18 protein-coding genes are annotated in these 24,277 nt (G+C 44.9%); 7 read left to right on the top strand and 11 right to left on the bottom strand.

Features of this window, described 5'->3' with window-relative positions; genetic code table 11:
• Positions 1–5 precede the first annotated feature (5 nt).
• Together SB724_RS11260 and SB724_RS11255 are read right to left on the bottom strand one after the other, a co-directional pair.
• Positions 6–2,126 carry a SpoIID/LytB domain-containing protein gene (locus SB724_RS11260; RefSeq protein ID WP_410571147.1) on the bottom strand — a complete coding sequence of 707 codons (2,121 nt, stop codon included), beginning with the start codon at positions 2,124–2,126 and terminating at the stop codon, positions 6–8.
• 32 nt (positions 2,127–2,158) lie between these two features.
• The gene (locus tag SB724_RS11255; protein WP_007407496.1) at positions 2,159–2,476 is read right to left on the bottom strand and encodes a hypothetical protein; all 318 of its coding nucleotides are present in this window, start codon (positions 2,474–2,476) and stop codon (positions 2,159–2,161) included.
• Between the two features lie 180 nt (positions 2,477–2,656).
• Between SB724_RS11255 and tagU the strand changes: the two genes are divergently transcribed.
• Positions 2,657–3,574, top strand: a complete 918-nt coding sequence (tagU, locus tag SB724_RS11250; protein ID WP_003151369.1) for a polyisoprenyl-teichoic acid--peptidoglycan teichoic acid transferase TagU — start codon at positions 2,657–2,659, stop codon at positions 3,572–3,574.
• A gap of 31 nt (positions 3,575–3,605) precedes the next feature.
• Here the strand turns inward: tagU and wecB are convergent, their stop codons facing one another.
• Positions 3,606–4,745, bottom strand: coding sequence for a non-hydrolyzing UDP-N-acetylglucosamine 2-epimerase (wecB, locus tag SB724_RS11245; RefSeq protein WP_130571414.1), 1,140 nt, complete (start codon positions 4,743–4,745; stop codon positions 3,606–3,608).
• Between the two features lie 228 nt (positions 4,746–4,973).
• Here wecB and galU point away from each other — a divergent pair, with 228 nt between their 5' ends.
• Positions 4,974–5,858: a UTP--glucose-1-phosphate uridylyltransferase GalU gene (galU, locus tag SB724_RS11240; RefSeq protein WP_410571144.1), complete on the top strand. Its 885-nt coding sequence runs from the start codon at positions 4,974–4,976 to the stop codon at positions 5,856–5,858.
• 38 nt (positions 5,859–5,896) lie between these two features.
• Here galU and tagH read toward each other — a convergent pair whose 3' ends face one another.
• The 5 genes from tagH to tagD all read right to left on the bottom strand — a co-directional run bounded on the left by tagH (position 5,897) and on the right by tagD (position 12,764).
• Positions 5,897–7,441, bottom strand: a complete 1,545-nt coding sequence (tagH, locus tag SB724_RS11235; RefSeq protein WP_406528500.1) for a teichoic acids export ABC transporter ATP-binding subunit TagH — start codon at positions 7,439–7,441, stop codon at positions 5,897–5,899.
• Positions 7,442–7,461: 20 nt separating this feature from the next.
• A complete protein-coding gene (locus tag SB724_RS11230; RefSeq protein WP_007614137.1) occupies positions 7,462–8,289 on the bottom strand; it encodes an ABC transporter permease in 828 nt (275 codons plus the stop codon).
• A gap of 185 nt (positions 8,290–8,474) precedes the next feature.
• Positions 8,475–10,649 (bottom strand): CDP-glycerol glycerophosphotransferase family protein, encoded by a 2,175-nt coding sequence (locus SB724_RS11225; protein ID WP_410571141.1) that lies wholly within the window; start codon positions 10,647–10,649, stop codon positions 8,475–8,477.
• A gap of 49 nt (positions 10,650–10,698) precedes the next feature.
• Positions 10,699–12,237 (bottom strand): glycosyltransferase family 2 protein, encoded by a 1,539-nt coding sequence (locus tag SB724_RS11220; RefSeq protein WP_410571139.1) that lies wholly within the window; start codon positions 12,235–12,237, stop codon positions 10,699–10,701.
• A 137-nt stretch (positions 12,238–12,374) separates the two neighbouring features.
• Complete coding sequence (tagD, locus tag SB724_RS11215; RefSeq protein ID WP_003151361.1) at positions 12,375–12,764, bottom strand: glycerol-3-phosphate cytidylyltransferase; 390 nt, start codon at positions 12,762–12,764, stop codon at positions 12,375–12,377.
• Positions 12,765–13,119: 355 nt separating this feature from the next.
• Here tagD and SB724_RS11210 point away from each other — a divergent pair, with 355 nt between their 5' ends.
• Together SB724_RS11210 and SB724_RS11205 are read left to right on the top strand one after the other, a co-directional pair.
• Positions 13,120–13,890: a WecB/TagA/CpsF family glycosyltransferase gene (locus SB724_RS11210; protein WP_007407501.1), complete on the top strand. Its 771-nt coding sequence runs from the start codon at positions 13,120–13,122 to the stop codon at positions 13,888–13,890.
• Between the two features lie 32 nt (positions 13,891–13,922).
• Positions 13,923–15,089 (top strand): CDP-glycerol glycerophosphotransferase family protein, encoded by a 1,167-nt coding sequence (locus SB724_RS11205; protein WP_410571137.1) that lies wholly within the window; start codon positions 13,923–13,925, stop codon positions 15,087–15,089.
• A 60-nt stretch (positions 15,090–15,149) separates the two neighbouring features.
• Here the strand turns inward: SB724_RS11205 and SB724_RS11200 are convergent, their stop codons facing one another.
• Positions 15,150–17,795, bottom strand: a complete 2,646-nt coding sequence (locus SB724_RS11200; RefSeq protein WP_410571135.1) for an N-acetylglucosaminidase — start codon at positions 17,793–17,795, stop codon at positions 15,150–15,152.
• 140 nt (positions 17,796–17,935) lie between these two features.
• Positions 17,936–18,886, bottom strand: a complete 951-nt coding sequence (gene manA, locus SB724_RS11195; RefSeq protein ID WP_410571133.1) for a mannose-6-phosphate isomerase, class I — start codon at positions 18,884–18,886, stop codon at positions 17,936–17,938.
• A gap of 217 nt (positions 18,887–19,103) precedes the next feature.
• Here manA and SB724_RS11190 point away from each other — a divergent pair, with 217 nt between their 5' ends.
• The 3 genes from SB724_RS11190 to SB724_RS11180 are packed head-to-tail and all read left to right on the top strand — an operon-like array spanning position 19,104 to position 22,794.
• Positions 19,104–20,555, top strand: a complete 1,452-nt coding sequence (locus SB724_RS11190) for a spore germination protein (protein WP_265972787.1) — start codon at positions 19,104–19,106, stop codon at positions 20,553–20,555.
• A gap of 5 nt (positions 20,556–20,560) precedes the next feature.
• On the top strand, positions 20,561–21,667 hold the full coding sequence (locus tag SB724_RS11185) for a GerAB/ArcD/ProY family transporter (RefSeq protein WP_410571130.1): 1,107 nt from the start codon (positions 20,561–20,563) through the stop codon (positions 21,665–21,667).
• Entirely contained in the window at positions 21,664–22,794 is a 1,131-nt protein-coding gene (locus SB724_RS11180; RefSeq protein WP_410571128.1) for a Ger(x)C family spore germination protein, read from the top strand. The genes SB724_RS11185 and SB724_RS11180 overlap by 4 nt, the downstream gene beginning before the upstream one ends.
• A 6-nt stretch (positions 22,795–22,800) precedes the next feature.
• On the opposite strand, the gene SB724_RS11175 is transcribed toward SB724_RS11180, so the two are convergent.
• The gene (locus SB724_RS11175; RefSeq protein WP_410571126.1) at positions 22,801–24,210 is read right to left on the bottom strand and encodes a glycosyltransferase; all 1,410 of its coding nucleotides are present in this window, start codon (positions 24,208–24,210) and stop codon (positions 22,801–22,803) included.
• Positions 24,211–24,277 lie beyond the last annotated feature (67 nt).

The raw sequence follows: 24,277 nt of genomic DNA, 5'->3' as shown, positions 1-24,277 counted from the left end.
GAAGTTTAGTAGTTTGTAAGTGCTGTATTAGGATAATAGAACGCAAGAATAGAAGTATACGGCTCTCCGGCCTCCGCTCTTTCTTTTGCTCCGTATTGACTCATTCCTACGCCGTGACCGTATCCCTTTCCTGATATCTTGATTTGCGAAGAATTACCGGACGCACTGGCGTATGTGCTTTTAAAAGATGAAGCTCCGATCATCGTCCTGAGTTCAGACGCTTTCACCTCAACAGATGCAGTCTTGTTCATGACATAGCCTTTCGACTTGTCATTCACATGGTACGTGACCTTCACCGCGGCGTCTTCCGCGCGCTGGCCTTTTGTTTTTCCGGTGAGCGAGAGATCAGAGATGCTGGCAATTTTTATGGAACTTGCATTGGTTTCTTTATTTTTCATCAGCCAATTTTTTATTCCGTTGAGCTGCGCGGCATTTGCTTCGTTTGTTTTAGACCACCAGGATGCGGGATTTTTCATATCCAGACCCCCTGGCAGCTGCTGCTTCTGCAATGTTAAAGACCAGCTGATTTCCGGATCTTTTGTATCCTTTTTGGCTACTAAATACGGCACTTTCGATCCCCACACTTCATCGCCGGCTTCCATGTAACCGCCATTGCTTGATGAGTAAGTGGCATCTATCAATCTGCCGGAATAAGTGAGCACTTTCCCTTTTGTTCCGTTAACGGCTGCGGTGGCGTTTGGATACCAGCTGTATCCACCGTAAACCTGAAACGCCGTTGTATCCGCGACTGTTTGTCCCATCTTGCCGATAGAGTAGGTGCGGGCGGCAACAGCCTGGGCTTTCAGCGCTTCTGTCGGCCAGCTTCCCGGCATTTCATTCGGCAGGACACCTTTCAGATAATCCTCAAAAGGAATGTTTTCATTAACAGGTCTTACATATTTGCCGGATTCCGCAGTGAAACTCATATTCCCCAGATATGGCTTCCCGTCAATGCTGATTGTGTTTGCTGTTGAATATTTTTCTGGAACCGCCTTGAAAGACGTTTTTCCGCTGTTAATGCCTGCAACGCCTAATTTGCCGCCGGACGTTTCAATACGGTACGTCTTTCCGTTTACGAGATAAAACTCTTTTGCGTAAGCAGCCTTAACTGAATCGGCAATTGAATTCGCGCTGCCTATTAATGTATAAGAATAGGTGCCTTTCTTTTTAAACAGGCTGGCTTCGTCGGCCGGTGTTTCGCTTTTTTTGATGTATACAAGCGGCATATGGTTTGCGGCGGCAATATTCGATCCCACAACGATGTCCGCTAATTTTGTCCCGTTTGCAGCCACCGTTTTGCTTGCATCCATGCCAAGCGAAGTGACTGCGTTTGCTGATATTTGATATCTGTTTGAGCCGGTAATTCTTTTGGTGACCGAGGCCTTCTTTTTAATTTGATTCTCCACATCTTTGCTGACGCTTGAAGTGCCTCCCATGATGATTACTTTTTTAGGCAGATTGTAGCTCGGGAGGGAATCTTTTTTCGTCAGGAGAATCGGATAGCCGTTCTGCGCGGCATAAGGCGCGATTGCCAGCGCATCCGTATAAACATCCCCCGTTACTACGACTGCCTGGTCATAGCTGCCCATTTCGGCCGCAATGTTTTTGGACAGATCATATCTGTTTTTTCCGCTGATCCGTTTCGTGCGGCCGTATTTCTTCAATGTCTTTTCCGCGGCTGACGAAATACTGTTCGTCCCGCCGATGATTAAAATATTATCCGGATTGAATTTCTTGATTTGCGCTTCTGTGCTGCTGCTCAGTTTTTTCGCTTCAGTCAGCAGAACAGGCGCTTTCAGTTTATTCGCTAAAGGAATGACGGAAAGCGTATCCGCAAAATAAGCGTCCGTATTCACGACGACCACGTTGGACGGATTTTTCCAATACTTAGATGTCGCAGTGTTAGCCGTATCATATTTGGATGCGCCTCCCAATCTGACAACGGAGGAGACATCGCTTCCCGTCAGTTTATAAGTTCCTGAAGGTTCGATATTCAGAGTCGATTTATTACCAATATAATTCGTCAGTTTTACTGAAATATCAGAACTGGACGCAAAAGTGCTTTCCGGTAATAAAGCCAGGCTGAATATCACAGAAAAACAGACAGCCCATATTGTTTTCTTCAATTTTTATCCCGCCTTTTGCTGATCATGGTGTATTATTTTGCTTTCTCGATTTCCTTGATCTCTTTTTGGCCTTTATCATTTGTGAAATAAGTAATGCTGACTTTGTCATTTTCGCTGAATTTATTCAGAACATCAGAGAAGTCATCAGAAAATTCAAAGCTGACGGGCTGATCATCCACTTTTACTTCAATTGTGTGCGTATCCGCCATACCGACATAATATGCCGTTTCTTTTTGAGCCTGGTTCTCCGAAGAACCGCTTCCCTTCTTTGATTGATCCGCCGTTCCGCACGCTGCCAATACAACAGAAAAAAGCAGTATTAAGAACGAAGCTGCAATAGTTTTTTTCATTTTTTTCACCTCATCTTTATGTATCGTCTTATACTAACTTTTTTTTAAGGTAATTTTAAGGTCTTTTTGTAACCTTTTTTTAAGAATTTCGTCTATTACATGGTTATAAGTAAAAATATGACTGGGTTTATAAAGATTAGTAAATTGTATCAGGAAAGTTAATAGAAAAGGTGATGACAAATGAGAGCTGAACGAAAAAGAAAGAAGAAAAAAGTTCTTCTGACAATCGTAACAATCATCGGGCTGTTAGTTTTATCATCAGGAGGCTACGTCTACTACTTGTGGCACAAAGCGGCTTCAACGGTGGCAAGCATTCAGGAAGACTTGAAAAAATCGGACAAACGTGACACGGATATAGATCTCGGAAAGAAGGATCCGATTTCTGTTTTAATCATGGGCGTCGATGAGCGGAAAAATGACAAGGGGCGCGCGGATACGATGATTTATATGACCGTCAATCCTAAAACGAATACAACAGAAATGGTCAGCATTCCGCGTGATACGTATACGAAAATCTCCGGCAAAGGTACGATGGATAAAATCAACCACTCCTATGCTTTCGGCGGAACGCAGATGGCCGCGGATACCGTCGAGGACCTGCTTGACGTGCCGGTAGATTATTTTGTGAAAGTAAACATGGAGAGCTTCAAAGATACCGTGGATACACTCGGCGGGATTACGGTGAACAGCACGTTTGCCTTCAACTACGACGGGCACTCTTTCGGAACGGGGAACATCAGCCTGAACGGCGAAGAAGCACTTGCCTACACGCGTATGAGAAAAGAAGATCCCCGGGGGGATTTCGGCAGGCAGCAGCGCCAGCGCCAAGTGATTGAGGGGATTATTTCTAAAGGGGCAAACATCTCGTCTGTCACGAAATTCGGAGATATGTTTAAGGTCATTGAAAACAATATGAAAACAAACATGTCATTCGATGATATGTGGACGGTTATGACTGACTATAAAAACGCCCGCAGCAAAGTCACTCAGCATGAACTGAAGGGAACGGGAACGAGAATCAACAATATCTATTATTACAAATTAGATGAAGCAAGCCTCGCTTCAGTCAAAAAAGAATTAAAAGAAAGCCTGAAATAATAAAAAACTCTGCATATGATGCAGAGTTTTTTTATTCTGTAAAAGGCTGCGGACGGGTTTTTCTATAGCCGTACCGATAAAGCAGTTCTTCCACAATCCGTTTTGAAGCCGATCCGTCACCATAAGGGTTTGACGCCTTTGACATCCGTTCATATTCAGCCTGATCGGTTAAGAGCTGTTTTGTCAGCTGATACACCGTTTCTTCATCTGTACCCGCCAGCTTTAATGTCCCGGCTTTCACTCCTTCGGGGCGCTCGGTTGTGTCCCGAAGCACCAAGACCGGCTTTCCGAGAGAAGGCGCTTCCTCCTGCACTCCGCCCGAGTCGGTCAAAATGAAATTTGCTTTCGCAGCGAAGTTATGGAAATCCACGACCTCCAGAGGTTCTATTAAATGCACCCTGTCCGAATCAGCGAAATGGGCTTCTGCGGCCTCACGAACTGCGGGATTCAAATGAACGGGATAAACAACTTGTACGTCCTCAAACTCTTCAACGACTCTTCTGACGGCCTTAAACATCTGTTCCATCGGCCTGCCTAAATTTTCACGTCTGTGCGCTGTCAAAAGAATCATCCTGCTTCCGTCCAGCTTGTCAAAAATCGGATGAAAATAATCTTCCCGCACTGTCGTTTGAAGCGCGTCTATCGCTGTATTTCCCGTGACAAATATAGAATCCGGCTTTTTATTTTCAGCAAGGAGATTCTGTTCAGCCTGGCTTGTCGGCGCAAAATTCACATCAGCGATCACGCCCGTCATCTGCCGGTTGATTTCCTCGGGGAAAGGAGAGTATTTATTTTGCGTACGCAGACCGGCTTCCACATGGCCGACAGCGATTTGATGATAAAAGGCGGCAAGGCTTCCGGCGAACGTTGTCGTCGTATCTCCGTGGACCAAAACGATATCTGGTTTTACTTCTTGGAACAGCTTGTCCAGTTTCAGCAAAGCATGAGATGTAATTTCTGAAAGCGTTTGACGCTCTTTCATAATATTCAAATCAAAATCAGGCGTAATGCTGAATGCTTCAAGCACTTGATCCAGCATCTGTCTGTGCTGTGCGGTTACTGTCACCAGCGAATCAATTTCCTGATATTTTTCAAGCTCTAATACGAGCGGAGCCATTTTAATTGCTTCAGGTCTTGTACCGAATACGGTCATTACTTTTAGTTTTTTCAACGGTTTGTCTGCACCTCGTTTTATATGTCGGATATCCCTTCATGTTAACATATTTATGCCGTTTCTTAGATATTGTAAAGCTTAATGGCAAACAAAGCAAAAACCGTTACAAGACTCTTTGAAAGCGGATTAAAAGGTGTGAATTTTAATCAATTGTGGTAAAGTGGAAAAAGACTAGGTTATAGTTCTGAAAAAAAGATTTTGCAGAAACAAGGATGGTGTTATTCAGTGAAGAAAGTACGCAAAGCCATTATTCCGGCAGCAGGTTTAGGCACTCGTTTTTTGCCGGCCACAAAAGCAATGCCTAAAGAAATGCTTCCAATCGTTGATAAGCCGACAATTCAGTATATTATCGAAGAAGCTGTCGAATCCGGCATCGAAGATATTATTATCGTAACCGGAAAAGGAAAAAGAGCAATAGAAGACCATTTTGACAATGCCCCTGAACTGGAACGCAATTTAGAAGAAAAAGGGAAAATCGAACTCCTTCAAAAAGTGAAAAAATCGTCAAATATTGCGGATATCCACTATATTCGCCAAAAAGAGCCAAAAGGACTCGGTCATGCCGTTTGGTGCGCACGCAACTTCATCGGCGATGAACCTTTCGCCGTTCTTCTCGGCGATGATATTGTCCAGGCTGAAAAACCGGGACTTCGTCAGCTGATGGATGAATACGAAAAAACATTGTCTTCAATCATCGGGGTTCAGCAAGTTCCTGAAAGCGACACACACCGCTACGGAATTATCGATCCGTTAACAAATGAAGGCCGCCGGTACCAGGTCAAAAATTTTGTAGAGAAGCCTGAACCGGGCACAGCTCCTTCCAACTTGGCTATTTTAGGAAGATACGTTTTCACTCCTGAAATTTTCATGTACCTGGAACAGCAGGAAGTCGGTGCAGGAGGAGAAATTCAATTAACGGACGCCATCCAAAAGCTCAATGACATTCAGCGTGTCTTCGCTTATGATTTCGAAGGAAAACGTTACGATGTCGGTGAAAAACTCGGATTTATCGAGACGACACTTGAATTCGCCTTACAGGATCAGGATATCCGCCATAAATTAATTCCGTTCATGAAGGATCTTCTTGAAAAAGAAGAAACTGACGAATAAAAAAAGCTGCCGAATCCGGCAGCTTTTTTATGTGATCTTTACTTTTTAGACGTTACCGTCAGTGTTTGATCAGCATTGTTCACAGAAAAAGTATATTCCTGGTTTTTAAGCATGAGCAAATTCTGATTGATTTTGCTGCCGCCTTTTTCACTTAAAGCTGAGATGTCTGCGGGACGCGATAAATGAAAAACCACTTCGGAGACTGTATCATTGTCAATCACTACATCCGTTTTTGCATCGGATGTTTTTAATACGTTCCGTCCGTCAGCCGTTTGTCCGGCAGCTGAATTTTTCAATTTACTCTGTACATCGTCCCGGCTTTTATTGAGATATGATAGAAACTCTTCTGCTGTTTGGCTTGATAAACTGCCGCTGAAATCATTAAGCTGAACATCCGTCTTTTTTAAAGCGTTCACTTTATACAGATCAGTCTTTTTCATAAAGTACTCTTTATCGTTTAATTTCACTTTGGCCGCCTGGTTATTTTCGGCTTCTACCTGCACCTTCGTTCCGAAACTTACACTTGCGGAGGCTTTTCCTTTTATATCTTTTTCAGTATAAAGGTCCGCCTTTTCAGCTTTTACCAAAGCAGGTTTATTCACAGACTCATAAAGTCCGGCATCGCTCTGTTTGACGTGACCGAAAGATGTGATCGCACGCAGAGGCTTGTCTGAAAACATCGAAGCGCCTGCGCCGACAGCCAGCAATGCAAGCAGCGTAATCTGTATCGTATTGGCAATGAATTTAGGCTTCGCTTTCTTTTGCTGCGCCTGAGTGATTTTCTGTTCCTCGGCTGCCCGCGTTCTGCCTTCAATCTGCTCGTTTTGATATTTCTTTTTTTCTTTCTTTGAAAGCTTGTTGAACCAATCCACAAAAGCTTTATATTCTTTCACAACGGCTTTCGTTTCGTCGAACATACGCATTTCGCCGTAATGCATCCAAGCCACCCGATCACACATTTTCTCAATCTGTCCGATGGAATGACTGACGAAAAAGATCGTTTTGCCGCGTTCTTTAAATTCCGTAATGCGGTCCACACATTTCTGATAGAAAGTCTGGTCCCCTACTGAGAGCGCCTCATCAATAATAAGGATGTCAGGGTCCATATGCGCCGATATGGCAAAACCGAGACGGGATTTCATACCGCTTGAATAGCTTTTAACAGGCTGATCTATAAAGTCGCCGATATCCGCGAATTCAACGATTTTTTCATAAAGCTCGTCTATCTGCCGATTGTTGAGACCCATCATCAAGCATTTTAGACGAATGTTGTCTTTACCGCTTAATTGATTGTTTAATCCGGCAGAAATCGCGATTAAAGACGGCTGCCCGTTCATATCAATCTCACCGCTTGTCGGCGGAATGATCTTTGCAAGCAGATTGGACATCGTTGATTTTCCCGACCCGTTGATCCCTACGAATCCGATCGTTTCCCCTTCATAGACGTCAAAAGAAACATTTCGGACAGCGAAAAAACCTTTTTGATTTCTGTTTGGGAAAAACAGTCCTTTAATTTTGTCAGACTGTTTTTTATATAGAAAATACTGTTTTGAAACATTTCTGAACGAAACTTTTAGTTTCATCGTATAATCTCCTTACTATATTAAAGAAAGTCAACAAACTTATCTCTGAATTTCATATGAAGAAGTGAACCGACTGTTAACAACAGCAGTGTGACAAACCAGAAATACAGCGTGTATTTCACATCGTGGAAAAACCACTGCCCTTCCATAAAACTGTCTCTAAAGCCCTCGATAATATAGAAAAGAGGGTTTAACTTCAAGATGGTCAAAACCTCCGGCCTGTTTCCGAATTTCTCTGCAATGTCCCAAAAAATCGGCAGAAGAAAAAAGAGCAGCCTTGTGACGGCCTGAAGCAAAAACTGGTAATCCCTGATTAATACGCTGATAGTCGAATTAAACAGGCCGAAAGCAAACATAAAACTGATCATACAAAACAGGTAATAAATATATTGCAGCCAGTGCAGCGTCGGAAAAAGACCGTTGCTCAGCAGCACAATAATATAAATCCCCATCATCACAAAATAACTGAATAAATTCGATGCTATCACTACAGAAGGCAGTGAACTGATCGGAAAGTTCATTTTCGACACTAAATTTATCCGTTTAAAAACGCTGTTAGATGCATCCAGTATCGTCGGACTGATAAAGAACCAAGGAATTAAGCCGGCCAGCATCCAGACGATGAACGGTACGCTGTCTCCATTTCCAAGCACCATATCATGTCCGCCGCGAATCCCGAGACCAAATACGAACCAGTATGCCAGCATTTGAATCATAGGGTTGAGAAACTGCCACAATATACCCAAATAGTTCACTTGATACTTTGATTTCGTTTCGTACACTGCAAGCCGCATAATCAGCGGAAATGAGTTGAATTGCTCTTTCAGAATTTTTACCAATGCATTCATTCTAATCTTCCTTAGTCGTAAGTTTTAGGTAATAGCTTTGACTTACAAAAGCACCGCTCATAATTGTAACAGATTACGATGTATTTTTCACTTCATAACAGGCCTGAGTCCCATGAGCGCAATATGCCGTCACTTAAGCAAAAAAGCATAATTAACGTGGTTAAATTATGCTTTTTTGCACTTATTTACTTGTCCCCGAAAATCACTTTTACGGCTTTTTCAGACGATTCTCCGGTTTCTAAATAACAGAACTTCTCGTAAAAAGGTCCGAACGAATCCGGAAGCTTATAATCATCTGATTCCGTTTCATTGACCCATTTGATAACGTCACCTGTTTCTTTGACAAGCGGGCCGGGCGCTTCTTTTTCAAAGTCAAAGTAAAACCCTCTGAGTTTATCCCGGTACGTTTCGATATCAGGCACATAAAACAGCATCGGTCTTTTCAGATTTGCATAGTCAAAAAAGACAGAGGAATAGTCCGTTATGAGTAAATCAGAGACCATATACAGCTCACGGATATCTTCGTAGCTGGAGAAATCATAAGCAAATCCTTCATACGGTCCGAGATCAAAGTTTTCCGCCACGAGATAATGCATCCGTAAAATAATGACATAACGGTCGCCGATCGCTTCTCTCAATTGATGAAGGTCTAAATCAAGGTCAAACTTGTATTTTCCCTTCTTATAAAATTGGTCATCCCGCCATGTCGGTGCGTAGATAATCACTTTTTTATCTTGCGGAAGATTCATTTTTTCTTTCAGCGCTTTGATGACAGAAGGGCTGTTATCCGTTTGAAGGAAGTCATTCCGCGGATATCCCGATTCAATCATGGTTTTATTAAACTGAAACGCCCGGGCGAATATTTCGGTTGAATATGCGTTCGGTGAAATCAGGTAATCCCACTTTGAAGCCTCTGTCGTAAAGTTGCGCTTGTATTTTTCAGTGTTTGTTCCCGGCATATGCACTTCATCCATATCTACTGCAAGGCGCTTTAAAGGCGTGCCATGCCATGTCTGGACATATGTCGTATGCTCAGGTTTCGGAATCCACAGCGGCATACGGCTGTTGACAACCCAGTACTCGGCTCTTGCCATGGCAAACAGCCATTTGAACGTAAAGCGTTCGATATAAGGAATTCCTTTATCTTTAAATGTCTGTGAGTAAGCGGGGTTTACACTCCAGCAGAGACGGTATTCCGGCATCTCTTTGCTCATGTATTCATAAATCGCCCGCGGGTTGCAGCTGTACTGTTTTCCGGCAAAGCTTTCAAACATGACAAATTTCTGTTTGACAGGCAGTTTCCCCGCAACCCTGAATCCCGCTTTATAAGTGTTTTGTATTCTTTTCTCAATGAACTTTTTCAGCTTATTCTTTCTCTTGCGTACAAAGGAAGCGCCCCGTTTCAGCTTTCCTTTCACAAAATACTCCACGCGGGTGCTGAAGCTGTAATCGTTCATTCTCAGGTGGAGATTTTTCGTTTTCTTTTTCGTGAAAACGTGAAATCTGGCAGGCCCTTTCTCCGTTTTCAAAATCGTGAATTGGTTAGGGTTTACATGTTCAGATTTCAGAACCTTTAACGGTTTGCTGTTGGTGATAATCTCTTCACCCGTCCCGGCATCTTCAAAAATGAATTGAATATGGAATTGAAAGGTTAGCTGCTGATTCAATTCTTTATAAACGGCATTCAAATCAATTTTTGTATCAAAGCCTATCGTGTCAAGCATCGTTGTGTCCTGAACATATTCATCAAGGTCGTGTCTCGGCACGTCGTGAAGCGGATACTTCAGAATGAGAGGCTCCTCTTCTTGTCCTTTTTTCATTTTCAGAATCAGGTTTTTTTCTTTTATCTTTAAGGTTTCTGCCGCATTCAGCCGGAATGCAAAACCTTTCAGATGTAAGCTGCCGTCAGATTCGAGCTCCATTTCATCAATCCGCGTAACGAACTTTTTCTGCAGCAGCTTTAAGGAGAAATTCCCTTTCTTCGTCGTGTAAGGGAAAAAGTACATATGATGAGCCTCATCTTTATAAGAAGACAGTTCAATAGGTTCAAGGCTGGATTTTAACCGTTTTTTACTGATATCACTGTCATCATTGATAAAGGAGACATAGAAATCCAGACATCCTTTGCCGTCCGTATGGTCAGAAAGCAGATCCGTGCTCATGACAGCATGGTACTCCCCGCCCTCTCCGGCCAACCGTTTCAGAGGGACGGAAAGTTCCGCTTTTGTCTTACGATTTATAATCTGAAGAGAAGGCTCTTCCCCTGCAGTGACATTTTCACAGGATATCGTAATGCTGAATGTCTCTTCCTTTATGTTAAGATGTTTTAACTTGTATCTGACAGGATTTTCTATACCCATAAAATAAGTCTACTCCTCTGTTTCAATTAAACATATCCAATTACAATCATCATTTTGTTACTTTCAGCGAAAGGTTCTCCTTCACCGTCCGGTAGAATTGATATTGCAGTCCGTTCACTTCTGCCGTCACCTTTTCACCGTCTTCTCTGTTTAACATGACACGTTCATAATCGTTATAAATGACATACATAATATAACCGCCAAGTCCGACTTTTTCAATGTCACTTAACGGGATTTCAAGGACGTACCGCCCGTCTCCCAGTGACTGAACCGGAAACTGGTGGTGTACTTTCATGTTATCTCTGTGCTGAAACAGAATATATTGGGCATTATTTCTGTCCTGTCCGAACAAGCGGAACGTAACGGTGAATTTATGATCGGCGAACACCGCGCTTTCCGTTTCTCCGTGCATGCGAAGTTCGACCAGTTTATTTTCTTCATCCGTCAGCGGGCTTTCTAAATAAGCCAGCCCGTCTTGCGTCACGATGTTTTTATCGGGCTCTTTTTTAGACCAGCGGAACAGCTTTTCGACCTCATCATACCTTTTTTGAGTCAGCAGACGGAAGGCTGTTTTATGAATCGGATGAAAAAATGTCTCGGAAATATCGTATTTCGTCTGCTTTAACACATTCAGAATTTCATTGAATTTATTGTAGTAGGCTTCTTTGTTTTCGCTTTTCAGGAAGTGCATCCGATCGAAAAGGCGCGTAATGGAATCGAATTCGATCAGGCGGTTCATCGCCATCTTCTCTTTTTCAGTATCTAATTTTTTGTTCAGAATATACTTCATTACGGCTATGTTCGTGTCGGTTTTTTCCATTATATTAGTCTGCTTTGTCAGCGACTCATTATTGTCCATTCTGTTCAGATAATAGACCGGTTCGGTTGACGTTGAAATATCTCCGCACGCCAAAAGAACATCCATAAAAAATTGCTTATCTTCAGCAAATTTCATTTCCGGATATCTGATATCATTATCTTTTAAAAATTGTAAGTTCATCATTCTTGCCCGCGGGCCGAGATGATAGAAAATATGCCGGATTGAAAAAGGCGATACCTTCGCTCTGTTCAGCGAAGACTCATGTTTCCCGATCGTTTTTTGACCGTTCACCTGCATTTCGATCGTTTTTCCGACCGCATAATTTACCTGATCTCTTTCAAGCATGTCGAATAAGATTTTAACTCCGTTCGGCGCAAACCAATCATCTGCATCCAAAAATGTAATGTACTTCGCATTTGCCAGCTCAATTCCCAAGTTTCTCGGATAAGCCGGGGTTCCCGTGTTGTCTTTCAAAAAGACGACTGTAATATTTTCATACAATTCGGCGTACTCAGTCAGGATGTTTCTGGAATCATCAGTAGAGCAATCATCGACCAGAATTAAAGAAATATGCTGAAAGCCGATGTTTTGAAGGATCACTGAATCAACTGTTTTCCTTACATATTCTTCTGCATTATAAACAGGAACGACTACCGCTACCTTCTTCTCTTCCGCCAATGCTTCTTTGTTTAAAATGGTATATTCGCGTTCTTCTACGGACGGCTTGGACTCTTTTTTATTCAACTTAAAAAAGTTACTAAGATTCATCTTTAAATTCTCCTCTTATTGTCTAGCTTTTTTTCAAAAGCGCATAACAAATATAGCGAAAATAACCTTATATTACAAGAAGTACTCCCTATCCGGAGGGAGTACTTCTTTATCATCTGTATATCCGAATGTTTCAATTACACCCCGGCAATTTCTTTTTTAATCTGTGTGGTGGAAATGCCTTCGGTTCTAGGGAGGTAGATGACTTCGCATTGATCTTTAAGGAAATCGAATTTGCCTTCCCAATCGTCTCCCATTACGAACACGTCGATGTTGTGATCCGCTACGTCACGTACTTTTTGATCCCAGCTGTTTTCCGGAATGACTTCGTCGACATAACGGATCGTTTCCAGAATCAGCTTTCTGTGTTCATAGCTGTGGTAGGCCTTTTTTTGTTTTTGCAGGTTGAACTCGTCTGTTGAGATGGCAACAACAAGGTAATCCCCAAGCTGCTTTGCGCGCTCAAGCAGTTTAATATGACCCCAATGCAGTAAATCAAACGTACCGTAAGTAATGACCTTCTTCATGAAACAAAAGCTCCTTTCTATCATCATACGTATAACAAGCAACTGCCCTGAAATGCTGCGCAGCTGTATCCTTAATCACTAAAGTGCCAATTTCGTACTCATGGAACCTCATTATATCACATAGCCCTGAAAAGGTTAAGCCAATGTAAAACGAAGTTAAAATCCACTTATTAACAAATGTTATTACAATAGGAGTTTAGCAGGGTTTTTGCGCGTATGATTAAAGAAATTGTTATCTTATTTATATTTTTGTAAAACTATTGTTAAGTTTATCTGAAGGTATTATGTTAAAATAAAGCTTAGCCTAAGTCACGAAAAAGTGAAAGAAAATCCCGTACAAAAAGGAGGACGGCAGATGCAGACTGAAATGGTGCACAACCTTTCTTATGTTAATGGAAATTTACAGGAGTTTATTTCATATTTAGACACTTATTATATCGCACAAAAGCAAGGAGCCGTCATTGCGACGGTCAATCCTGAGATCGGATACGCTGCGGCGAAAGACAAAGGTTATCATCAAGTCATTTCATCCGCGGATTTCGTCCTGCCGGATGGTATCGGCGTCGTGTTAATGTCACGTTTGACGCAGCACCCGCTGAAATCAAGAATTGCGGGATTCGATGTGTTTCTTGCGCTGCTCGGTCTCGCAAACCGGCAGTCTAAAAAAATATTTTTATACGGAGCTAAACAAGACGTGCTTGACGCCGTTTTGAACCGGATCAGCAAAGAGTATCCGAATATTGAGGTTGTCGGAGCCAGCAACGGGTATGAAGCGGATAAACGCTTCGTCGCCAAACAGATTTCCCGGGCGAAACCCGATCTCGTGTTTGTCGCCTTAGGATATCCCCATCAGGAACAATTTATTTATGAATACAAACATCTTTTCCCTCAGGCTGTATCGATCGGTTTGGGCGGGAGCTTTGATGTGTTCAGCGGAACGGTAAAACGCGCCCCTGAATGGATGATCAAAACGAATCTGGAATGGCTGTACAGACTGGTGACGAATCCGTGGAGATGGAAAAGGATGCTGAACATTCCGAAGTATGCTTTTACCGTTTTGAGAAATAATAAATCAAATAAAAGCCTGTATTCCAAGCAGGCAGAAGATCAAACGAAACAGCTTTAAACAAATAAAACAGCAAAAGAGATTGGTAATCTATGAACTTGCGATCTTTATTCGCCGCTTTTTATTCTATATATCTGTCTGTTCTCGGCGTTTTGTTCAAGCCTGTAAAGCCCAAGAACCATCTGACCCTGCTGGTATCTTTTGAAGAGAATGCGCAGGCTCTCATCCGTTCTTACAAAGCGCACGCTGAATCGCTTTCTTATGAAGTGACGGTTTTGTATACGAGACACGCCGTCAGTCTGAAAAAAGAGCTGGAAGGTGTCGGCTCTTTTTATCTGAACGAAAAACATCCGCTGCATCTTTTGAAGGCGGTTTTGATCCTTTTTAAGAGCAAAGCGGTGATAACGGATAACTATTTCCTCATGACAAGCGTCTTAAACCGCCGGCCGCAAACGACATGTATTCAAGTGTGGCATGCGAACGGCTCTTTGAAAAAGTTCGGCCTTGAGGATGTGACGAATCAAAACCGTCCGGCATCAGACATCAGCCGTTTTAAAAAAGTGTACCGCTCGTTTGACTTTGTCACCGTCGGTTCAGACGCGATGGCTGACGTTTTTAAAAAGTCGTTCGGCATACGGGAAGGCCAGCTGTTAAAAACGGGTGTCCCCCTGACTGACGTCTATTATGAAGAACACAAGCCCGAACCGAAGCACAAATGGCCGAAAAAAATCATCCTGTACGCACCGACATTCAGGGATTATGATATGCAATCCTTTCGGCTGCCATTCAACGAAGAACAGCTCACAAACGCGTTCAACGGAGAGTATATGCTGCTTGTAAAGCTTCATCCTGCCGTTTTGCATCATATTTCGGCTTCGTTTGAAAGCGAATTAATCAAGAACGTGTCTGACATGCGTCTTCATGATCTCTTGAAAGCGGCTGATATTTTAATTACGGATTACTCTTCCGTGCCGTTTGAATTCGCGCTCTTAAATAAACCGATTTTCTTTTTCACGTATGATCTGGAGGAATATGATCGAAAACGTGGTTTAATCGACAATTATACTTCCGTCATTCCCGGAAAGGCTTGTCATGACAGCGAAGCTCTTTTGGAGGAAATGACGAAAAAGCCATTTGATGCAGAAGAAATGAAGCGGTTCTCGGACAAATGGAATATGTATTCAGATGGGAATTCGAGTGAAGCGTTATTGAAATTTGCGGAAACAAAAATGAAAAATTGTGCTGAAGCACCTGCCTGAATCTGAGGCGGGTGTTTTTTGCATGAAGAAAGGGCTGAAGCATACACTTCAGCCCTTTTTTTATACTTTCATATACACGGGAACATCATAGTAAAGCGTATAGTCATCCAGCAGTGAGTATAAGCTGTACATGCGGTTTACCTGCTTATACGCCCAGCCGATGTCTGTCGCATACTGATGAGCCGCGGCTGGAGACCATCTCATTTTATACAGCGTATCCTGCTCGTATGAAGGATTGTGAATATAAGACGCACCGATAAATTGGGCTCCGCCGATAATCGCTGCTTCCGGAGTAAACCAGCCTTGCTTATACGCGTATTGTGCGCCGTAGTAATTCGGGTTGCTGTCATAAGCCCCGATGCCGTACATATTGTAAACCTTTTTACCATTATACATAATGCCGTTCGCAAGCTCTGACGTGCCATTGCCCGTTTCAAGCAAAGCATGCGAAATCAAATACACTTCATTGATGCTGTATTTGCCGGCGGCTGTAATAAAGGCCTGGCCTTTCCCTGTCAGTATTCCTTTATTGACCAGTACTTTTTGATTCAGTTCCGATGCGTTCAGTCCGGCTGCCTGAGAGAGCTTCAGAAATTGAAAGTAGTACTTGCTGTCTTGTGCGAAGTGAGCCGGATTGACATACTGCCCGACTTCGTCACTGCTGGCGTTTCTCCAGCCCATGCTGAGTTTGGCCCAGCCGTTTGTCTGGCCTGTGATGCTGACTTTATCGCCTTTTTTCAACTGCCCGATAATATTGCCGGAGCTGACTTCCGGGGTTGACCGCACGTTCAGGACGTCGGCTGTGACCGTTCCGGAGGCCGTATTGATGTACGTAAGCGACGCATAAGCCGCGGCATCAGTCTGCGGGCTGACTGTCATTTGTTTTTTGACCATATCTGCCAGCGAGATGTTGTAATTGGTATTCATGATTTGCGGTCCGTTTTTTATTTTCAAAATAGCCATCGTCCATCCGTACAGCTTTTTCAGCTTTTGGGAGGCGGCGTCCGCTGACTGCGCTCCCGTGAATTGATCGCGAATGCGGAGTTCATAAACCGGATGGCTTTCACTCGTATAGCCGGCCTGTAATTGTTTGGCGCTGAAAAAGCTCATGCTTTTATTTAAAACGGTTTTACTGCTGAATGTTTCGGTTTTGATGACGTACTGTGCAGAGCCGGTTTTCCCCGTCTCCTTCACAGTGCCGGCCGCTTTGTTTTGCTTGAAAAAAGCAGTCACGCGGTCAATGTCTTCCTTTTTAAGCAGCGGTGCCGTTTCAATTCTGAATTGTGTATACGCCGCTTCACCTGTTTTCTGTGCGGAGGCAGATACTTTTTTCCCTTTGAAAAAGTCCAGCGAACGATTGATCTTTGCCGTATCAAGCAGTGATTCGGTTGTGACTTGGTACGTTGTGTCCGTCTGCTTGGATATCGTTTTTGAAATAGCAGTCAGTTTATATCCCGCCAGCAGATTCAATCCTTTTTTTATCTTCGACTGGTCTGCCGTCTGCTGAGAAAGCAGCTGATATTCGTTTTCTGCTGTTTTTCCCGCCGCTGTTCTTGCCGTCTTTACATGCTGCTGGCGGAAAAACGCCTCCGCTTGATCTGCCTGTGCAGCGGTAAGCTGCCCCGCCGTGATCCGATAAACGGACACTGATGCTGTCTTTTTGACAGGCGATGCGTCGCAATGCCATTTTTTCTTTTTAAAGAAAGCTTGAACACTTTGCAGCTGCTTAGCCGTCAGTCCGCTCATCGCGACCGTATAATTATTTTTCTTGCCGGCTTTTTGATAGCTTCCGCTGACACCCGTATTCTTCTTGATTTGGGTGATAGCATTTTGTACGGCGCTTACTCCGTTAAAATATCCTGACTGCACGTTGTACACGGTTGCTGTTTTGCTTTGGGCATACTTTTGAACATTCCCTTTAACGCCCGTTTTCTGCTGAAGCTGTTTCGCTAAACCTGCCGCAGCATTTGTATTTGAAATGTCAGAGGCTGTCACGGTGATATTCGGACTGGCCTTTGCCGTGACTTTCAGCGACGACTGCAATCCTGTTTGCTTTTGAAAACCAGTTTGGATTTGAGCGGCTTTTTGATCGCCGGAGATTGTTCCTGATTGGATCTGAAACCGAGCTGTTTCCCGTTTGATCTGACGGTATGACGCTTTCACGCCCGTCTGCTTCGTCAACGCTTGCGAGAGCGATTTTGCGTCTGCTTCGGCCGCCATCTCAGCAGTCACGACCTGCATGTACGGCTGTTTTGTCCCCGCCGGCTTGACGGCGCCGGTCACGCTCGTTTTTTTCGTCAGTTCGGCAAGAAGATTTTTCGTCTGCCGCTCGTCTGATAGAACGCCTGATGTGACGGTCACGTACGGCTGTTTGCTTCCGCTTGCGCTGTAAGTGCCGGCCACGCCCGTCTGCTTCGTAAAATCTTTCAGTACGGTTTTCGCATCCGTTTCATCGTGTAAGCCTGAAGCTGAGATTTGATAAGTGAGCGGCGTATTTCCGGCTTTCTTTACGTCAGCCTGCCACCCCGTATCCTTTTTCAATTTCGCTGCCGCTTGAAGTGCCTCGTTCTCAGAAGCAAATTGCTGCTTCGTTTCCAGCTCGTAAACGGAGTAGTCGCTGTATGCGGCCTCAGCGGGCTGTGTAAGGGTGCAAAAGACAAGGAAAACGGCGGACAATAACATAGGTGCAACGAATCTCTTTTTCATTCCTTCTCCTCTTTCTGATTCAATTGGTTTCTATCAAACTAGTTTATTTATCGGCCGGCCTTCTTCATTTTTACAGAGAGAAACCACCCAATTTTCCAAATAAAAAAAACTTAATCCCAGAGCTGGGATTAAGTTTGGTTTTATATATGAGAAACGATGAGCGTGCAATCTCCGTTTATCGTAAAGTCAGGCATCTGATCCGGCAGTATGAAATGCGCGCCTTTTTCAAGCTTGGCAGACTTGCCTTCACAGATGATGGAGCCGCTTCCTTCTGTGACGCTGCACAGCATAAACGGAGCGTCCTGGGTCATTTCCGCCGTCCCGCTGATATCCCATTTGTATACAGAAAAATATTCTCCCTGCACAAAGGTTTTAATGGTGACGCCTTTTCTCGTTTCAGTTGATTCATCTAAAAATCCGTCCACATGAGGAACGGTGGCGGCGTTGACGGCATCGCGGATATGCAGATCACGCGTCTCGCCGTTCTGATCTGTACGCCCGTAATCATATATCCGGTAGGCGGCCTCTGAATTCTGCTGTGTTTCAAGCACGAGCGCCCCCGCGCAAATGGCATGGATGGTTCCGCTCGGCACATAATAAAAATCACCGGGTTTGATCTTCACGCGGCGCAGCAGGCCTTCCCAGTCACCGCTGTTAATCATGGTGACAAGTTCCGCTTTCGAACGGGCCGTGTGACCGTATATAATCTCCGCATTTTCTTTACAGTCAATAATGTACCAGCACTCAGATTTCCCCGTTTCGCCCAATCCATGCTCCTCGGCGTCATAATCGTCAGGATGGACTTTAACAGACTGATGGTGTTTGACGTCCAGTATTTTCGTCAGCAGCGGAAACCGGTCCCCTTCCGTTCCGCCGAATAATTCCCTATGCTGATCCCACAGTTCCATCAAGGTTTTCCCTTGATACGGACCGCTTTTGACCGTGCTCATTCCGTGCGGATGGGCTGATATCGCCCAGCATTCGCCGGTTGTTTCTGAAGGTATGTCGTATCCGAATCGTTCGCGTAATAACGTGCCGCCCCATATTTTTTCTTTACATACAGGCTGTAAAAAAATCGGCTCTTGCGTCATGTTCGTTCCCCTCCCCTTAAAAAGCGGCTCATATCCCATTCCCCCTGTGTCTTTTTTAAAACACGGAGGGAGCCGCGGTTAAAAACAATATGTATAATGGTTGACCTGCTCATTATACCATTCGGATGGGGCGGAATGCTCAGTCATTTCCTATTCCAGAATAAAATTCCTTGTTTGTCGCAAATTAAAATAACTGATGGAAAAAGGGGGGAACATTGTGACGATACATGCGGAGCTCGGCAAAAACCTTGAAGCGCTGAAAAAACGGTTCGGCCAAAGCGATGACCTGATGTTTTATTCGTTTACGTACGGAAACGGCAAATGTGACGCCTGTCTTATCTATATAGACGGACTGACCGACAATCAATTGCTTGCGGAATATATTATTTCGCCCGTGCAGGCGGCCGCCCTGCATCAAGAGGAACCGGCTGAAATACCGCCGTCATCCATCTCTTTCGGCTATCGTCACACCCGGCTTTCTTCACTTAAGGACGCGGAGGCAGACATTTTCTCCGGCAAATCGGTTTTGCTGGCGGAGGGATGGGAGGAAGCCCTTTCGTTTGAGACGGAAACATTTAAAATGCGTGATATTGAAGAACCGGCTTCAGAAGTGCTTGAACGGGGGCCTAGGATAGGTTTTGTCGAAAAGCTCCGAACGAACACGGCGCTGTTGCGCGAGCAGTCCGGTGATCCCAACCTCCAGATCAAAGAGATCACACTCGGCGAACGGACAAAAAAGCGGATCGCCGTTGCTTACATTCGGGATATCGCGCCTGATGATGTTGTAAAAGAAGTGATGAAAAGACTGGATTCGATCACCATTGATGACATTCCGGAATCAGGAGCGATCGAGCAGCTTATTGAAGATAACACGTATTCTATTTTCCCGACCGTCTTGACGACCGAACGGCCCGACCGGGTTATGGGCGCTCTTTTGGAAGGAAGGGTCTCCATTCTTGTAGACGGAACGCCTTTTACCCTTTTGGTGCCGGCTACCATTGATGAATTTATCCACTCACCTGACGATTATAATCAGCGGTGGGTTCCGGTTACCTTTCTCAGGCTGCTTCGGTATACATGCATTTTAATCACGATTTATTTACCCGGCCTTTACATATCGCTTGTTACGTTCCACACGGGGCTTTTGCCGACGAGAATGGCGGTTACGATTGCCGGGAGCAGATTGAATGTCCCGTTCCCTCCTTTTGTTGAAGCGTTCATCATGATTTTTACGATCGAGATGATCAGAGAAGCCGGACTCAGGCTGCCGAAGCCGATCGGACAGACGATCGGCCTGATCGGGGGCGTGGTGATCGGGCAGGCCGCCGTTCAGGCGAACATCGTCAGCGCGATGATGGTCATTGTCGTATCCGTTACGGCATTGGCTTCTTTTACGGCGCCCTCCTATGCGTTCAATTTTCCGCTGAGGCTCATCCGTATTTTTTCGATGATTTTGTCGGCGATATTAGGTTTATACGGACTGATCATGTGCTATCTGCTTGTCGTCGGCCATCTGATGCGTCTGAAAAGCTTCGGTCAGGACTATCTTATTCCGATCATGGCGCAGCCTGGCCAAGACTTAAAAGATACGATCGTCAGACTGCCGACGCCTCTTTTGAAAAAACGGCCGACCAGAAAAGAGACGAAAGATAAAACCAAGCAAAGGTGATCCCCATGAAAAAACCGGAAGACAAGCTGTCGTTTATGCAGACACTTCTCATGGTAAGCGGAACAATGATCGGAGCGGGCGTGTTAACACTGCCGCGCTCCGCCGCAACAGCGGACAGTCCGAGCGGATGGATCATTATTCTTGTGCAGAGTGTCGTGTTTATCGGCATCGTCCTGCTCTTTATGCCGTTTTTGCAGAAAAACAGCGGGGAAACCATTTATGAGCTGAATCAAAGCATCATGGGACGCGCCATCGGTTCTCTTCTGAATTTATTCATCAGCTGTTATTTTGTCGTCACCGTCTGTTTTCAAGCCCGTTTTCTCGGTGAAGTCATCAATTACTTTTTACTGAAAAATACGCCGATGGGTGTCGTCATATTCATCTTTCTGGCGGTCGGCATCTACCATGTGACCGGCGGGGTCTACCCCATTTCAAAGCTTTATGCCTATCTGTTCCCGGTTACGATCGTCATTCTGATTATGCTGCTTATATTCAGCCTGAGACTGTTTAAGCTGGATTTCGTCCGCCCGGTCATGGAAGGAGGCTACAAAAGCTTTTTTGAGATGTTTCCGCGGACCCTTTTGTATTTTTCAGGACTTGAGGTGATTCTGTATCTGGTGCCGTTTATGAAAAACCCGAAGCAGGCGAAAAAGGCGGCTGTCTTCGGCATCGCCAGCGCAGGCTTATTTTACAGCATTACGCTGCTTGTCGTCATCGGCTGTATGTCGGTCGCTGAAGCCAAAACGGTGACGTATCCGACCATTTCCCTGATTCACGCCTTGGAAATCCGGGGTATTTTCATTGAGCGGTTTGATATCTTTCTTTTAATCACGTGGACATGCCAGCAGTTTACCTGTATGCTCGGCTCTTTTAAAGGGGCGCATCTCGGGTTAAACACCATTTTCAGACTAAAAAATAAAAACAATGCCTGGCTGATGGGGAGCTTATTGGCAGTGACATTCGGCCTTTCGATGTACCCCGATGATATCAACAGTGTGTTTGCATTCGCGAATATTCTCGGATATACGTTTTTTGCCGTCATCATGATTCCTTTTCTCATTTGGTTTGTCAGCTGGATGAAAAAAATAGCCGGGAGGAAACAGATGTCATGACACTTTTCATCAAATGGGCGGCGGCGCTTTTCATACTGATGACGCTTTCAGGATGCTGGGACGCGAAGGAAGTCGAAAAGCTATCTTTCGCCCGGGGGCTGGCGATAGACGAGACGAGTGACCGCCGATATAAATTAACCTATCAAAACCTGCTGCCCCAAAGTGAAAACAGCCAGGCTTCCGGCCGGCCCGTGTTTGTCAATGTGACGACGCGGGGGGATACCATTCTTGAAGCCGTCAGTGAAGTCGCTTTAAAAGATCCGCCTGTTTACAGCGATCACTTAAAAGTGCTGATATTCAGCGACAAATTGCTGGCCGACCAAAATATCCTGCAGATGATGAATCATTTTATCCGCGATGATGAATTAAGGCGGAGCAGCTATCTCTTCGCGGTAAGAGGAAAAGCGTCCGATATTCTGACGGAGCCGACGCCGAATCAGCAGCAGCCCATGGCCGCGGAAAAGCTGATCGACCTTACGAACAACGGAAACTACAACGGGAAGATTTTACAACCGCTCCGAATCGGGAGAGCTTCAATTTACTGCCATAATAAACTTAGTTTTCTCATTCAGGCCGTCAGCAATCAAAAAGGAAAAACGGTGTATGACGGAGCGGCCATTATCAAAAACGCAAAACAAAACAGATTGGCGGGCTTTCTGTCATCATACGAAATACAGAGCCTGAATTGGCTGATGGGGACGATACGGGGCGGCGTGCTGCCCGCTTTGGATAAAGGGGGGCACCCGATTACCTTCGAGATCAAAAAATCAACATCTACCATCACTCCCAGGCTGAAAAACGGGAAGCTGTCATTTCATGTAGCGGTAAAAACAAAAGGACTTTTGTCAGAGGATCAATATGCCGGAGAAGATTCATTCGATCAGCATTATTTAAACGGGCTGGAAAAGATTTTCGAAAAGAAACTGAAAAGCGATGTGAAAGAAGTCATCGATAAGCTGCAGAATCAATATGAAACGGACCCTGTATTCTTTTCTGACAGAGTCCGCATTCAATATCCCGACTATTGGAAAAAAGTGAAGCATCACTGGGATGAGACCTTCTCCGAAGCGGCCTTTGACTATGATGTTTCCATTAAGATTACCAACTTCGGAACGATGGGACGGTAGCCTTCATCATATTTTTTCGACACGGAGGAGAATTTGATAAATCCGGCTTTGTTCGGGCAGCTGTGTCACCGGAAATTGCATCGATTGCGCCATTCGTGTGATTTCCTGTAAAAACAGCTGCACCCGCTCATCCACGTGAACATACGTATAGGACTGCTTTTTCACAGCAAATGTCTCTTCCGGAAAGAGCGTGCGCACCGTCTGCGGCGTAAAAAACCGCAAGTGGGTGCGGTCGAGAATGCCGGCGTCTCTGTATGTCCAGTCACCGAGCAGAAGCGGGAACAGCGCTTCGGCGTGGGAAATATTCGGAACGCTGCAAACGATTGATCCGGCAGGCGACAAATAGGATGAGTACGTTTCAATGACGCGCCACGGGTCTTTTAAGTGTTCAAGGATGTCCGCGAAAATGATGCAATCAAAAAAGCCTTCCGGATAAGGCAGCTTCACTTCTTCGACATCTTCCTGCAGCACCGCTTCATAGTGTCCTTTTGCCGCTTGCGCCGCCAGCGGATGCAGTTCTATTCCGTACAGTTCGCAAGGCTGTCTGTTTTGAAGTTCCAGCCCCGTAGCCCCCGCGCCGCAGCCGACATCAAGTATCCGTTTCGCCTCCCGGGGAACGAGCTCCGCAATTTCCGGTCTCGGATGAGTAAAGTACGTAAAATCAGTGCCCCATTTTTCCGTAAACCGCTGGCGGTTCTCCGAATATAACTGATTGATATTGATGTCCTGATTAGCCGTAAACGTCGCGTGCCCGTGGTGATGCACAAAAGCATCGAGGGCGATGTGCAGGCTGTAGCCTTTTTGCAGGGCGCGCAGACATAGGTCATCATCTTCAAAAGAACCGTATCCGAATTGCTCATCGAACGGGCCGATGTCTTCAATGACGCTTCTTTTCACCAGAAGACAGAAGCCGACAAGGCGCAGCACCCGCTTTGTATGATGCTTTTCCCGTGCGCAATACGCCTCCGCGAATGACTCCAGCTCATCAAGCGATTGATACGCGTCATGGATCATTTGCGCGCCGCTGACATAGTTGCTGACGGGCCCGACCATACCGGCTTTTTCAGAATGATACAGCACCCTCAGCATGGAGGTGAGCCAATTTTTCGTGACCATCGTATCGTTGTTCAGAAACAGCAGATTCCCCCCCCCTGCCGCTTCGATTCCCTGATTGCACCCTTTGGCGAACCCGAGGTTTTTTTCATTTAGGATGACTTTGACGTCAGGCAGATTTGATATGTATTCTCTCGTTCCGTCTGAGGAACCGTTGTCAACTATAATCAGTTCAATCTTATCTTTGTCGGTGTATCGTTCAATGCTGGCCAGACATTTTTTCGTCAGCTCAAGTTCATTATATGTAAGGATAATAATACTCGTTTTCACCGGCATCCCCGCCTTTATCGTGACTTTATACAACGTATGACATATCCCCGTCATTTATGTGACCGGGCGCCCGCCGGCATCCGTTTTGAGGGGCCGGTGA

The sequence above is a fragment of the Bacillus sp. SIMBA_031 genome (genome assembly GCF_046535225.1).
Taxonomy (GTDB): domain Bacteria; phylum Bacillota; class Bacilli; order Bacillales; family Bacillaceae; genus Bacillus; species Bacillus velezensis.
This window is presented reverse-complemented; position numbering and strand designations above follow the sequence as displayed.